11 protein-coding genes are annotated in these 14,121 nt (G+C 63.4%); 3 read left to right on the top strand and 8 right to left on the bottom strand.

Going from position 1 to position 14,121, the window contains the following annotated elements; all coding sequences use genetic code 11:
* Positions 1 to 17: 17 nt before the first annotated feature.
* Positions 18 to 1,004: a 2-hydroxyacid dehydrogenase gene (locus NIT7645_RS17170; protein WP_008561080.1), complete on the bottom strand. Its 987-nt coding sequence runs from the start codon at positions 1,002 to 1,004 to the stop codon at positions 18 to 20.
* Between the two features lie 251 nt (positions 1,005 to 1,255).
* Here NIT7645_RS17170 and NIT7645_RS17165 point away from each other — a divergent pair, with 251 nt between their 5' ends.
* Entirely contained in the window at positions 1,256 to 1,792 is a 537-nt protein-coding gene (locus tag NIT7645_RS17165) for an SH3 domain-containing protein (protein ID WP_008561729.1), read from the top strand.
* 2 nt (positions 1,793 to 1,794) lie between these two features.
* Here NIT7645_RS17165 and NIT7645_RS17160 read toward each other — a convergent pair whose 3' ends face one another.
* Positions 1,795 to 4,404 carry an AAA family ATPase gene (locus NIT7645_RS17160; protein WP_008563226.1) on the bottom strand — a complete coding sequence of 870 codons (2,610 nt, stop codon included), beginning with the start codon at positions 4,402 to 4,404 and terminating at the stop codon, positions 1,795 to 1,797.
* On the bottom strand, positions 4,401 to 5,534 hold the full coding sequence (locus NIT7645_RS17155; protein WP_008559163.1) for a metallophosphoesterase family protein: 1,134 nt from the start codon (positions 5,532 to 5,534) through the stop codon (positions 4,401 to 4,403). The genes NIT7645_RS17160 and NIT7645_RS17155 overlap by 4 nt, the downstream gene beginning before the upstream one ends.
* A 469-nt stretch (positions 5,535 to 6,003) precedes the next feature.
* Here NIT7645_RS17155 and NIT7645_RS17150 point away from each other — a divergent pair, with 469 nt between their 5' ends.
* Positions 6,004 to 8,220, top strand: coding sequence for an NADP-dependent isocitrate dehydrogenase (locus NIT7645_RS17150; RefSeq protein ID WP_008560188.1), 2,217 nt, complete (start codon positions 6,004 to 6,006; stop codon positions 8,218 to 8,220).
* Between the two features lie 79 nt (positions 8,221 to 8,299).
* On the opposite strand, the gene NIT7645_RS17145 is transcribed toward NIT7645_RS17150, so the two are convergent.
* Both NIT7645_RS17145 and NIT7645_RS17140 read right to left on the bottom strand, forming a co-directional pair.
* The gene (locus NIT7645_RS17145) at positions 8,300 to 9,022 is read right to left on the bottom strand and encodes a gamma-glutamyl-gamma-aminobutyrate hydrolase family protein (protein ID WP_050673950.1); all 723 of its coding nucleotides are present in this window, start codon (positions 9,020 to 9,022) and stop codon (positions 8,300 to 8,302) included.
* 312 nt (positions 9,023 to 9,334) lie between these two features.
* Positions 9,335 to 9,745: a methylglyoxal synthase gene (locus tag NIT7645_RS17140; RefSeq protein ID WP_008560630.1), complete on the bottom strand. Its 411-nt coding sequence runs from the start codon at positions 9,743 to 9,745 to the stop codon at positions 9,335 to 9,337.
* Positions 9,746 to 9,935: 190 nt separating this feature from the next.
* Between NIT7645_RS17140 and NIT7645_RS17135 the strand changes: the two genes are divergently transcribed.
* Complete coding sequence (locus NIT7645_RS17135) at positions 9,936 to 10,745, top strand: siderophore-interacting protein (RefSeq protein WP_008560058.1); 810 nt, start codon at positions 9,936 to 9,938, stop codon at positions 10,743 to 10,745.
* Positions 10,746 to 10,786: 41 nt separating this feature from the next.
* Here NIT7645_RS17135 and arsB read toward each other — a convergent pair whose 3' ends face one another.
* From arsB to NIT7645_RS17120, 3 genes are read right to left on the bottom strand one after another with little or no spacing between them, the layout of a single operon-like run.
* Positions 10,787 to 11,830 (bottom strand): ACR3 family arsenite efflux transporter, encoded by a 1,044-nt coding sequence (gene arsB, locus NIT7645_RS17130; RefSeq protein ID WP_008560336.1) that lies wholly within the window; start codon positions 11,828 to 11,830, stop codon positions 10,787 to 10,789.
* Positions 11,827 to 13,113, bottom strand: a complete 1,287-nt coding sequence (gene arsJ / locus NIT7645_RS17125) for an organoarsenical effux MFS transporter ArsJ (RefSeq protein WP_008560688.1) — start codon at positions 13,111 to 13,113, stop codon at positions 11,827 to 11,829. Before arsJ ends, arsB begins: the two co-directional genes overlap by 4 nt.
* Positions 13,110 to 14,108: an ArsJ-associated glyceraldehyde-3-phosphate dehydrogenase gene (locus NIT7645_RS17120; protein ID WP_037303075.1), complete on the bottom strand. Its 999-nt coding sequence runs from the start codon at positions 14,106 to 14,108 to the stop codon at positions 13,110 to 13,112. The genes arsJ and NIT7645_RS17120 overlap by 4 nt, the downstream gene beginning before the upstream one ends.
* Positions 14,109 to 14,121 lie beyond the last annotated feature (13 nt).

The following is a 14,121-nucleotide window of genomic DNA, read 5'->3' as shown; positions in this document are numbered from 1 at the left end:
CCACTGCTGCCGCGTCCTCACAACATCGAGGGCACAACCTGATCCGGCGGTCGGTGGCCGTCTTCGAAGGTCTTGATGTTCAAAAGCACCTTTTCGCCCATCTCAAGGCGGCCTTCGATGGTGGCAGACCCCATATGCGGAAGCAGCACCACGTTTTCCAGCTCGCGCAGGCGGGGGTTGATGTCCGTGCCGTGCTCGTACACGTCGAGCCCGGCCCCCGCGATTTCACCGGCCCGCAACATCCGGGTCAGCGCGTGTTCGTCGATCACCTCTCCGCGGGATGTGTTGACGATCACCGCGTCGGGTTTCAGCAGCTTGAGCCTGCGGGCGTTCATCAGATGAAAGGTCGAGGGGGTCGAGGGGCAGTTGATGGAAATCACATCCATACGGGCCACCATCTGATCGAGGCTTTCCCAATAGGTGGCCTCGAACCGCTCTTCGATCTCAGGGCGCAGGCGGCGGCGGTTGTGGTAATGCACCTGCATGCCAAAGGCCCCGGCGCGGCGCGCCACAGCCTGACCGATGCGCCCCATGCCGAGAATCCCCAGACGACGCCCGGCCAGACGCCCGCCCAATAGCGCCGTGGGCGACCAGCCTTCCCAGTCGCCTTTCTGCATGATGGCGAGCCCTTCGGGGATGCGGCGCACAACGGCCATGATCAGCGCCATCGCCATATCGGCAGTGTCATCCGTCAAAACGCCCGGGGTGTTGGACACCAGAATGCCGCGCTGGCGGGCGGTGGCGACGTCGATATGATCCACACCTGCGCCATAGTTGGCGATCAGCTTCAGCCGCTCTCCGGCCTGGCCCAGAAGACCTGCATCGATGGTGTCGGTGACGGTTGGCACCAGCACATCGGCGTCTTTGACTGCGGCGGTCAGCTCGGCCCGGCTCATGGGGGTGTCATCGTCGCGCAGACGCACATCGAACAATTCGCTGAGCCGGGTTTCCACCGGTTCCGGCAACCGTCGCGTTACGACAACACTCAGACGTTCTCTTGCCACTGCTGGTCTCCCTCACCATTGCAATTCCTGTTCCTTTTGGCATCGTGGCTCAGGACGCGGGCAGGCACAAGAACCATCCCGCGCACCGGTCCATCTGACGAGGTTTTCTTTCAGGCAAAGGTGCAGACCCGGACGCAGATCGCGGGCAGATCACCGGGGCGGTTGCGTCCCTCACATAAGAAACCCGCACCCCCATCAGCCAGACCGGTCACAGCAGGCATGACACAGCGTCAGAAAGAAGCGAGCAGGCAGTGAACACAACGAAGGCATCTTTTCTGCGGTCCGCGTTGGCCGCATTTTGCGTGACCCTTGCAGGTTTTGGCGGCGCAGCCGCACCCGGCGTGGCCGAGGCCAAGGAAGCCCGGGGGCCGGTGACCAATCTGCCCCTGCCCCGTTTCGTGTCGATGAAAGCCGCCGAGGGCAACGTGCGCCGTGGCCCCTCGCTTACCCATAAGATCGACTGGGTGTTCAAACGTCGCGGCATGCCGCTGGAGATCACCGCCGAATACGGCCATTGGCGACGGGTCCGCGACCGCGATGGTGCGGGCGGCTGGGTGCATTATGCGTTGCTGTCGGGGGCGCGCACCGTGCTGGTCGAGGAAGACATGCTGACCGTCCGCGCCCGTCCCGAAGTGAATGCCCCGGTCACTGCAGCCTTTGAAATGGGCGTCGTTGCACGCCTTGGCAAATGCCACCTTGATTGGTGTTCGATCTCTGCCGGTGGCTATCGCGGCTGGGCGCCCAAGGAAAAGCTGTGGGGCGTGGCCCCGGACGAGCTGCGAGACTAGGATCAGCCCCCATCAACGGGGCGGATCGCCAGTGCGGTGCCGCCGAGATTGCGAAAGCTCTTCTGGCGGCAGGAAAAGACCAGGATCTGCAGATCGCTTGCCTGCAGGGTGAGCGCGTCAAATAGGGCCTCGATCCGGGCGTCATCGGTGTAGACCAGCGCATCATCCAGAATGACCGGAATGCCCTGACCGGACTGCGCCAGAAGCCGCGCAAAGGCCAGCCGGACCAGCAGCGCCAGCTGTTCCTGCGTTCCGCCCGACAGCTGGGTCAGGCTTTCTTCTGTTGCCCCCCGTGCGAGCTGGCTGGGCAGGACGCTGTCGGCATCTACCTGCAATTCCGCCTCGGGCCAGAGCCTGCGCAGAAGCGGGGCGAGTTCGCCCATCAGCGGGCCAAGATACTGGGCCTGCGCCCCGTCCTGTGCCGCCTCAAGCGCCTGATCGAGCCGCTGTAGCGTCGCCACCTCAAAAGTCACGGCGGCATGGGCTTTTTCCTGCACCGCGAGCAGATCCTGCACCTCTGCCAGCTCTTCCTCGACGGCGTGGCTGGCGTGGGTTTCGATGCGGCTGTCGAGCACCGCAAGATCACGGGCGATAACCTGCAGCCGCGCCTGGGCTGTTGCCTGCACCGAGCGGGCCCGCTGCGCTGCGGCACGCGCCTGATCCAGATCGGGGGCTGAGGCCAAGAGCCCCTCGAGCTCTGCCTGGGCGCTGTGCACATCCTCTGTCAGCTTTGGGCGGTCGGCCTCCAGCTCTGCGAGGGTGGCGCGCGCGGTGGCGTTGTCTCCCAGCACCTGCGCGGTGCGTTCCAATTCGGTCAGTGCCGCCTCGGCGCGCGCGCGGGCCAGTTGCGCCGCCTCCTGTGCGCTGGCCTGGGTGTGCCGTGCTTTGGTTACCGTGGCCTGGGCCTGCGTCAGCGCCTGTTGCGCCTCTGCCTGTTCCGCCTCCAGCCCGCTGCGATCCGCCTCTGTCCCCTCGGCATCAGCGGGGGCTGCGGGCAGTGCATCCAGTTTGGCGACCAAGGCCTCCCGCCCGTCGGGAGCAAGGGCGCGCAGGGTGGCTTCGGCCTCCTTGAGGCGACTGGCGGCTTCGCTGCGGGTCAGATGCGCGGCACGGGCCGCGTCCAACGTATCAAACCCGGCCGCGTGCAGGGCCTCCGCCAACGCGCTTTCGGCCTGTGGCAGGGCATCGCTGTCCCCGGTGCGGGCGGGCTGCACTGTCAGCGCGGCCAGACCCGGCACATCCAGCGTTGCGGTATCGGTCAGCGCGACCTCTGCCCCGTCGGAAAGCACAGTGCCATCCAGTGTCAGCACGGGATCTGCCCCCGCGTAATACCGCACAGACAGGGTTGCCGCCGATGCCGCACGGGCATGACGGGCCAAGGCCACCGCCTGGGCCTGCTGTTCAAGCCGCGTGAGGCATTGGGCATCCGGGCCCTGCGCCGCCAGCCTGCGGTCTGCCGCCATCGCCGCCTGCAATTTGTCATATTCTGCCAGCTGCGCCGTCAGTTCGCGCCTGCGCCCGGCTGACAGGCGGGCATTTTCGGCCTGCAGCGCATCGGCAACCGCCTTGCCTGCCGCTGTGACCCTGTCCTGTGCCGCCCTTGCTGCGTCTTCGGCCAGCTGCAGTTCTTGCGTCGCGGTCTGAGCGGTTGTCGCCGCGCGCTCCTGTGCGGTGGAGGTTGTCTGCACGGCGTCCTTGGCGCGGGCGTGATCGGTCAGACGCGCTGTCAGCGTCTCAATGCGGCCAATCGCCTGATCAAGCCGCACCCGCGCCAGATCAAGTCCGCGGATGGCCTGTTCGCATTTTTCGCGATGGCGCTCGGCTGTGGTCAATGCTGCCTCGGCCTCGTCCAGGCGCTGCTGGCGGGCGCGCTGTTCGTCGGGATCCTGCAGCTCTGCCTCTTCGCGGCGCAGGGCCTGACGCTGATCCAGTTGGTCGCGCAGCTCTCGCACCTGTGCCGCCAATGTATCGCGACGCTCTGTCAGTTCGGCCAAACGGGTTTCGGCCTCTGCCAGCGGGCCATTGGCGCGGGCGCGACCCTGTTTGGTCACCAGCCGGTCAAGTTCGGCGCGGATCTCGCGGCGGAGGCTCTCCATCTGCTGACCGCCGGTGACTGCGCCGATTTCGCCACTCAGCGACGACATCAGGTCGCGACGTGCGCCCAGTGTTTCCTTGGCGTCGGAGAAATCGGTCAGCCCCTGCCGCACCCAGAGCATCGCAGCCGGGCCATCGTCCTTGGGCGAGGTGATCAGATCCCTGAGCCAGGCCTCGGCGGCATCAGCCTGATGCAGGAGCGTCCCGCCCTGCCAGACCCGCACGCTGCCCTTGCCTGCAGATTTGGTGAATTGCTTGGCCACGCGATAGTCAACATCCCGATGGCTGAGCGTGACTTCGATCTCGGGGTCCCCTCCGGCGTGGGGCGCCAGCGCGCGCACGTCCTTGTCCCAGGATTTTGCATCCTTGAAGAACAGTGCATGCAGCGCGTCAAAAATGGTGGATTTGCCCTGTTCGTTTGGCGCGCTCAGCAGGTTGAGGCCGGGCGCGATGCCGTTGATTTCCACCGGGTCGGTAAAGCGTCGGACGTTTTGCAGCCGGATCGAGGTCAGTCTCATTCGGCGTCCTTTCGCACAAAGGCATAAAGCCGGTTGAGCGCAGCCGCAGCGACATCGCGGCTGTCCTGTGACTGCGCCACATCCTGGCTGTCGCGCAACAGAACCTCTGCCGCGGCACGCAGCGCACCGGTTGTGGCGATCTGGTCGAGATCCTCGGCCCGGTGTTCGACCCGCAGCCCGGAGGTGTCGAGGTCGAGATGGCGAAAGGCGGGGGCGTGGTCCTGGACCTGTTGCATCAGGGTGATGCGCTGATCCGCCCGCACCCAGCCGCGCGCGCGCAGCCGCACCAGCGTTTCCCCCCACGTGCTGCGATCCTGCGGCAAGACGCGCATCAGCTCTGCCGTGATGTCCTGTGTCGGGCTCAGCTCCAGCGCCAGATCCTGCCAGTCGAACTGGCCCACCGGGATCTCCTTCACCTCGGGTGGCGCGCCGGGTTGGGACAATTCGACCAAAAGACAGCTGCCGCGACCGGGGTGTTTGAAGCGGTCGCGCTCTGGCGTGCCGGGATACTGGCTGCGCGCATCCAAGGTGAACCGCCCATGCCAATCGCCAAGCGCGAGATAATCCAACCGGGCACTGGCGGCGCGATTGCTGGTTATGGTGTCAGCGCCGTTCTGGTCGCGGTCGAAATCAAGCACCGCGCCGTGGGCCAAGCCGATGCGCAGCTGGCCGTCTGCTGTGGCGGCGGTGTCCATCCAGACCGTGCGGTCATGCCCTGCAAACCGGTGCAGACAGGGCGCAGGCAAAAGCACGGCCCCCGGCGCCATCTCGACCGGCTCGGCCGTCATCAACAGGTGCACATTGTCCGGCTTGTGGCGCGCCATTTCAGCCCACAGGGGCTCGGCTGCGCCGCTGTCGTGATTGCCGGGAATGATCCACCATGCGACGCCATCTGCCCCGCCCATCGCAGCAAGCGCCTGACGGATCACCCGCGACGACGGCGTTTCTGTATCAAAGAGATCCCCCGCAATCAGCACATGGCCCGCCTGTTCAGTCACTGCGATCTCTGCCAGGCGGGCAAGGCTGGCCTGACGGGCCAGCTGGAGCGCGGCGCGGGTGTCTTCGTCGAATTGGCCAAACCTCTTGCCCAGATGGAGATCAGAACAATGCAGAAAGCGCAGGCGGGTCATGCAGGGCGGTGTCCTTTTGCGGGCGTCTTGGCTGGCGGTTTCGGCCCGCTGCGGGGCGGGGAGATCTTGCGGGGCTGAGCAGCAGAAGTGACAGAGCCACGCCGGGCCGTCAACGGAGGCAAACCCTCCCCTGCCCGCCCGCCCATCGCAGGCAGTGAGTCGCAAATCCGTGTCATCAGCGCGCAAATTGGAGCCAATCGGCGCAGAAAACCCGCGATAAACTCAAAAGCGCGGCAATATGCGGCCCTCTTACCCCAAGCAGGCAATTGCGCCCGCGGCTCAGCTGATTTACATGGGGGACCGTATATATGTCCGTTTCCCCTGCGGGACAGATCCGCACCGCCCCTATGGCTGGTCCGCGTCCCCCGCTTGACAGACCCCACGGGTCAGGCAACGGCGCCCATCCATCAGGTGCAGCGGCTGATCGCTCACCCCAGTTTCCGATATCGCTGAAAAAAGGTTGTGGAATATGGCAGAAAATTCGACCCCCGACATTTTGTATACCATCGTAGACGAAGCCCCCGAGCTGGCCAGCGCCTCGCTGCTGCCGATCATCCGCAGCTTTGCCGCAGCGGCGGGCGTCTCCGTCGGGACCAAGGACATTTCGCTGGCTGGCCGTATCCTTGCGACCTTCCCCGAAGCCCTGAGCGACGAGCAGCGTCAGAGCGATGACCTGGCAGAGCTGGGCCAACTGGTGAAGACCCCCGAGGCAAATGTCATCAAGCTGCCGAACATCTCTGCATCGGTGCCGCAGCTGACCGCGGCCATCAAGGAACTGCAGGCGCAGGGTTTTGCGCTGCCTGATTATCCGGCGGATCCGGCGACCGACGCAGAAAAAGAGATCCGTGCGCGGTATGACACCATCAAGGGGTCGGCGGTGAACCCGGTGCTGCGCGAAGGCAACTCTGACCGTCGCTCTGCCAAGGCCGTAAAGAACTTTGCCCAGAACAACCCCCATTCGATGGGCGCATGGTCTGCTGACAGCAAGACCAAAGTCTCCTCTATGCCGGGCAATGATTTCTACGCCAACGAAGTCTCTGCCACCATTTCTGCCGCACAGGCCGGCACCGCGAAGATCGAATTCGTCGGCAAGGATGGCACAGTCACCGTGTTGAAAGACAGCTGGCCGCTGGAAGAAGGCACCGTTGCGGATGCGACCTTCATGTCGGCCAAGGCGCTGTCGTCCTTCCTCAAGGACGCGATCGAAGACACCAAAGCAGACGGCACCATGTTCTCGCTGCACATGAAGGCCACCATGATGAAGGTCTCTGACCCGATCATCTTTGGCCACGCGGTAAAGGCATGGCTGGGTCCGGTCTGGGACAAGCACGGCGCAGCCATCGAAGCGGCTGGCGGGTCTGCGAACTCGGGTCTGGGCGCGGTTCTGGCGACCATCGACGGCATGGACAACGCCGCCGAGATCAAGGCAGAGATCGCCGCACTGGACCGTCCGTCCATGTATATGGTCGACAGCGACAAGGGCATCACCAACCTGCACGTGCCGTCGGATGTGATCATCGACGCCTCGATGCCTGCGGTGATCCGTGCAGGCGGCAAGGGCTGGGACGAGACCGGCGCCAAGGGCGACACCAACTGCGTGATCCCCGACCGCTGCTATTCCACCGTCTATGACGAGACCATCAACTTCTTCAAAGCCAACGGCGCGCTGGATGTGACCACTGCGGGTTCCGTCGCGAACGTTGGCCTGATGGCACAGAAAGCCGAAGAGTACGGCTCGCATCCGACCACCTTTGAAGCGCCTGCCGATGGCACCATCCGCATCGTGCTGGCCAATGGTGAAACGCTGCATTCCCACGAGGTCGAAGCGGGTGATATCTGGCGTTCCTGCACCGTGAAGAAGGCCCCGATCGAGAACTGGATCGAACTGGCGATGGATCGTCAGCGTCTGACCGGTTCCGAGGCGATCTTCTGGCTGGACGAAAACCGCGCCCATGACGCCGAGCTGATCAAGTATGTGAAGCCCGCATTGGAAGCGGCAGGCAAATCCGACCTGTTCCAGATCCTCGCCCCGCGTGAGGCGACAGCCCAGTCGCTGAAAACCATCACCGCAGGCAAGGACAGCATCGCCATCACCGGCAACGTGCTGCGCGACTATCTGACCGACCTGTTCCCGATCCTGGAACTGGGCACCTCGGCCAAGATGCTGTCGATCGTCAAGCTGATGAACGGCGGCGGTCTGTTTGAAACCGGTGCGGGCGGGTCGGCCCCCAAGCACGTGCAGCAGCTGGTCGAAGAAAACCACCTGCGCTGGGATTCCATGGGTGAGTTCTGCGCCCTCGGGGAATCGCTGAACTTCCTCGCCGACAGCAAGGGCAACGCCAAGGCCGGTGTGCTGGGTGCCGCTGCAGAGGCGGCGACACAGGGCATTCTGGATCACAACCGCTCGCCCTCGCGCAAGGTGGGTGAGCCGGACAACCGTGCCAGCCACTACTGGTTCGCCCGTTACTGGGCCGAAGCACTGGCTGCGCAGGGTGATGATGCCGAACTGGCGGCACATTTCGCCCCCATCGCGGCTGAGCTGGCGGCCAAGCAAGAGGCCATTCTGGCCGAATTGGCGGCGGTTCAGGGTCAGGCGGCTGATCTGGGTGGCTACTACCACACCGATCCGGCCAAGACCGCAGCGATCATGCGCCCAAGCGCGACGCTGAACGCGATCATCGGCTGATCCGGCCAAACACTGAAAACACCAAAGCGCCTGGAGAGATCCGGGCGCTTTTGCTTTGTTTGGTTGAATGTGCGGCGTCTCAGCCGGTGCGCTGATCCTGATGCGGCACCTCTGCGTCGGTTTCGATGGCAGATGCTGCCCGCACGAAAGCCCGAAGAAGACGACGCTGCGCCCGTTTGTGCAGCAGGTATTCCGGCGCCCATTGAACACCCACAAAGAACGCGTGGTGAGGGTCTTCGACGGCCTGGATCATTCCCTTGCTGTCGCGCCCCACGACCTGAAGCCCCCGACCCAGAACGCTGACGGCCTGATTGACGGTGCAGTTCACCTCCAGTTCCAGCCGGTCCATCACGCGACGCAGGCCGCTGGTGCTGATGAGAGAAACCTCTTGCCGGGCCATCAGCCGGGTGTCGAGATCCACCCCGTAGAAGGCTGCGGCGTCATTGTAGATGCTGCCACCCCGCGCCAGATTGAGCCACTGGCACCCGCCATTGACCGCAAGGACCGGGATCTGGCTGCCGCTGTCGTGACGCAGCAGATCCAGCAGATGCGGAGGCAGGACAACGGACCAGCCGTGGCTCTGGAACTGGGCAAAGGGCACCACGTTGTCAGCGGTGATTTCTGGCTGCTCGGCCACCTCGCTGCCGACGATCACGATGCCATCGACGTAGTCGCGGTCGATCGGTTGCGTCCAGGGCTGTTTGACTACTCGCGCCCCCGCCAGGCGCAGGGCAGCAGCCAGAAGGCGGGCCTCGCCGGTGGGGTGTTCTGGTGGCGTCAGCAGTGCAATAACAGGTCGCATACTCGGCACTCCGTCAAAATCGGGAATGAACGTCTTGGCCGAAACGATCCGATCCACTGCCGGTGGCAGGGGGGCCCAAAGCAAGTTCTGGGGTGGCTCACGTTCATTCAGTGAAGGTCTTGGGGGGACAACACGCCAGATGGGTTTCCGTTCCAAGGCCGCTACAATTTTAACGTCTTATTTGCGCGGGATGCGCGCAGATCGCCCCATTTGGCGGCCCCAGATTGGCAGCGGAGGCCGAATTATTCAGAATAAATCGAACGATAACAGTAGGTTGCAAAAAATGCGCCGCGACCCGCGCAAAGTTGCGGATCAGCCCGCCGTGTGATCCGCGATCAGCCCCCGCAAGACAAAGTCGGCCGTGCTTGGGCTGTTGGCAAAAGGAAGGTCATAGACGATGGCCAATCGGCTGAGCGCCTTGACGTCGACATCGTGGGGCATGGGTGACATCGGGTCGATGAAGAAGAACAACCCGTCCAGCCGCCCTTCGCAGATCATCGCGCCCAATTGCTGATCGCCGCCCAGCGGGCCGCTTTTCAACCGCGTCAGATTCAAATCCGGCAACAGGTCAAGGATACGTCCCCCCGTGGTGCCGGTGGCAAACAGCTCTGCCTTGGTCAGATCCCTGGCATGGGCCTGCACCCAGCTGACAAGCGCATCCTTTTTGGCGTCATGCGCAACAAGAGCCAGCCGCAGTGGCGCGTTTTTTGATCTGTCAGCCATTCGAGCTCTCCGGTGGGTGGGCGTTTCACTGATAGACTAGACAGCTCTCTGTCGGCGGCAAAGGGCAATTCCTGAGCCCCTGTGCGATCCTGCAGAGCAACCTGTGCACCTGCCTATGCGATGGGCAGCTTGCATCGTGGATGGTGCCCGCTTATTTCTGACTTTATTAGTCAGGTTTAAGGATTTCCGCATGACACACGCCCATTCTGCCCCGTCTCAGCCCAAGCCCCCGCGCCCCCTGCCCCGCATCCTGACCGTCAAGACAGCCTATCGGCTGACCCCCAACATGATCCGCGTGACCTTTGCCGGGCCTGAACTGGCAGGGCTGCCAGAAGGGCGGGAGGGGGCCAACTGCAAGCTGATGCTGCCCGAGCCGGGCGAAAGCCGGGAGGAGTTTGTTGCGCGGCTTCAGGGCGGCCAGCAGCCCCTGCGCCGGACCTACACGGTGCGCCATTACCGCCCAGATCTGCAGGAAATGGACATTGATTTCGTGGCTCATGGTGACACTGGCCCGGCATCACGTTGGGCCCATCACGCGCAGCCGGGTGATTTTCTTGGCTTTGCGGGTCCCGGCCCTGTGAAGGTCGCGCAGTTTGACGCAGATTGGTATCTGGTGGCGGCGGATCCTTCTGCCCTGCCGGTGGCGGCCGCAACGCTGGAGGCGATGCCACGCGATGCCAAAGGTGTCGCCATCTTCGAAATCACCGATGCGGCTGACCGGCAGGACATTGACGCACCTGCGAGCATTGAAATGCATTGGCTGGTTCATCCCGATCCGCTGAACGCCTCTGACCAGCAGGAGCGGCTGATCCGCTCGCTGGACTGGCCAGACGGGCGGGTGCAGACCTGCATCGCCGGGGAGTCCGGTGTCATCCGTTCGCTGCGGGCCTTTCTGCATCAGGAAAAGGCATTGGCGCGCGCAGATACCTATATCTCGGGCTATTGGAAAATTGGTCTGGTCGAGGATGAACATCAGGCCATGAAACGCGCCGAAGGCTGATGCAGATCAGGCGCCCCTCGGCTTGGGGCGCCTGTGTCCCGTCATAACGGCGTGCGGCGGCGAGTTGTTGCGCCTTGCGTGTCAAACCGGTGGCGGGTGCGGTTGGCCAGCGCCACAAGGGTGAGCATCACAGGCACTTCGACCAGCACACCCACGACCGTTGCAAGGGCTGCGCCGGAGTTGAGGCCGAAAAGGCTGATGGCGACGGCCACGGCCAGCTCGAAGAAGTTCGATGTGCCAATCAGCGCACAAGGGGCTGCAATCCGATGCGGCACCCGCAGCGCATAGGCCGCGCCATAGGCGATCAGAAAGATCCCATAGCTCTGGATCAGGATCGGCGCTGCAATCATTGCGATCACGGTCGGGCGCTCTACGATGACCTGCCCCTGTAGCCCGAACAGGATCACCACGGTTGCGATCAGACCGACGACCGACAGCGGTTTGACCGCGGCTAGAAACCCATCGATCCGATCCTGGTGCGCAAGACGCTGTCGTGTCCACAGGCCAGCCAGAAGCGGCAGCAGCACGAACAGCACCGCCGACAGGATCAGCGTGCTCCACGGCACCTCGATATCGGTGACACCCAGCAGGAATGCCACGATGGGGGCAAAAGCCACGACCATGATCACATCATTCACCGACACCTGCAGGAGCGTGTAACTCTCGTCCCCCTTGGTGAGCTGTGACCACACAAAGACCATTGCGGTGCAGGGCGCTGCCCCCAAAAGGATCAGTCCCGCGATATATTGCTGCGCATCAGCGGGCGCGATGAAGGGGGCAAAGACCACCTCGAAGAACAGCACGCCCAGCGCCGCCATCGAAAAGGGTTTGATCAGCCAGTTCACCACAAGCGTGATGGCCAGCCCCCTGGGTTGACGGGCGACGTCCTTGAGACTGGCGAGATTGACGCCGATCATCATCGGATAGACCATCGCCCAGATCAGAACCGCAACCACCAGATTGACGCTGGCGATCTCGGCTGCGGCGATGGCGGCGACCAGCCCGGGCGCCACATTGCCCAGGCAGATCCCCGCCACCATTGCCAGCGCGACCCAGAGGCTGAGATAGCGTTCAAAGATGCTCATGCCGGGTGGCTCCGTTCTGTGGTGTCATTGAGCCGCCCCGCTGCCAGCGCGCTGACGGCAACCATTGCCGCCGCTGTCCCAAGGCAGGCAGGCACCCCGCCGAGTTGATAGGTCAACCCTGACAGAACCGTGCCCAACAGGCGCCCGCCCGCGTTGGCCATGTAGTAAAACCCCACATCCATTGTCACGCGCTCCTCCTTTGAGAAGGCAAGGATCAGATAGGAATGGAGGGAGGAATTCACTGCAAACAGGCCGCCAAACACCATCAGCCCCAGCACCAGCAGCACTGTCAGCCACATGGCGGGCGCACCGGCCTGCAGCACGGCAAGGGCAAGCGCGGCAGGGACAATCGCGAGCAGCGCGGTCCAGTTGCGGGCTGCGGCGATCAGGTCTGCCTCGCTACGCTGGGCGGCGCGCAACAGCCGTGGAGCCGCAGCCTGAATGGCCCCGTAAAAGATGATCCAGACCGCCATGAACGTCCCGATCATGAAAAAGGCCGCGCGATTGCCCGCCTCACTGCCATCTGAAAGCACCGCGTAGAAATAGACCGGAATGCCAACCACGAACCACACATCCCGCGCCCCAAACAGAAAGACGCGGGCGGCAGACAGCCAGTTGATATTTGCGGACTTGGAGAAGACTTCCGAGAATTTGGCACCCTTGCGCCCGGCGGGCAAACCGGACGGCATTGCCAGCCCCACCGCAAGAAGGATCGCTGCCAGCACAGCGGCCATAGCCAGCGTGGCCCCGGTAAAGCCAACCGTGGCCAAAAGAGCCGCGCCCAAAAGAAAGCCAAGCCCCTTGACCGCGTTCTTGGAGCCAGTGAGGACTGCCACCCAGCGAAACAGGCCATCGCCCTCCTTGGGGGCGAGCAGCTTGACCGCAGATTTGGAGGCCATCTTTGCCAGATCCTTGGCAACGCCGGAAAGCCCCTGCACCACCATCACAAATACGACGGAGCTTGCGATCTGCCAGCTGGGATCCAGCTGTGACAGCGCCAGAAGCGCGGCGACCTGCAGCGCGAGCCCGGCATAGAGTGTCGTGGTCAGACCAAACCGGGCGGCGAGCCAGCCCGCCGACAGGTTGGTGACCATGCCCGCGACTTCATACAGCACAAACAGATAGGCCAGCTGCACCGCACTGAAGCCCAGCGTGTGAAAATGCAGCAAAACCAGCATCCGCAGCGCCCCATCGGTGAGCATGAAGGCCCAATAGGCTGCGGTCACCGCCACATAGGCCGACAGCCCCTTTGTGGGCTCGGCTGTTTTGGGGGCCGGTGTCACAGGCTGTCACCCACCATGCGGGCGACATCGACCAGACGATGGGCATACCCCATTTCATTGTCATACCAGGCGTAAACCTTCACCTGTGTGCCGTTCACCACCAGGGTCGATAGTGCATCCACAATCGAGGAGCGGGTGTCATTGGTGTAGTCCGCCGACACCAGCGGGCGTTCTTCATATCCGAGGATACCGGCCAGCGGGCCTTCGGCGGCGGCCTTGAACAGGGCGTTCACCTCTTCCGCGGTGGTCGCGCGGTCCAGTTCAAAAACGCAATCGGTGATCGAGGCATTGAGCAGCGGAACCCGTACAGCATGGCCGTTCAGCTTGCCCTTGAGGTCCGGGTAGATCAGCGTGATCGCGGTGGCAGAGCCCGTCGTGGTCGGGATCAGCGAAGTCAGAGCCGACCGCGCGCGGCGCAGATCCTTGGCCGGACGGTCCACAATGGTCTGGGTGTTGGTCACATCATGGATCGTGGTGATCGACCCATGTTTGATCCCGATTTCCTCGTGCAGAACCTTCACCACCGGGGCCAGGCAGTTGGTGGTGCAGCTCGCTGCGGTCACGATGCGATGGCGGGCCGGTTCATAGACGTCGTTGTTGACGCCATAGACAATATTGGCCGCATCCCCGTCCTTGACCGGGGCTGAGACGACGACCTTTTTGACGCCCGCGTCGAAATAAGGCGCCAGCTTTGCCTCGGTCTTGAAGACACCGGTGCAATCGATGACCACATCGACACCTTCAAGCGGCAGATCCTCGATGCGCTGTGTGCAATGGACCGGCAGGCGGGTGCCGTCGATGGTAATGCTGTCGGCATCATGAGAAAACGCCGCCTGCCAGCGGCCATGAACACTGTCGAACTCCAGCAGATGCGCGTGCATCTCGGGCGAGCCGACCGCGTCGTTGATCCAGGCAATTTCCGCTCCGCTTTCCAGCAGCGGTTTCAGGGCCAGTTTTCCCATCCGGCCAAGGCCATTTAGAGCATATACAGTCATGTTCATTCCTTTG

The sequence above is a fragment of the Phaeobacter italicus genome, from assembly GCF_001258055.1.
Taxonomy (GTDB): Bacteria; Pseudomonadota; Alphaproteobacteria; order Rhodobacterales; family Rhodobacteraceae; genus Phaeobacter; species Phaeobacter italicus.
Note: the sequence above shows the minus strand (reverse complement) of the source record. Positions and strands in the feature narration are given on the sequence as shown.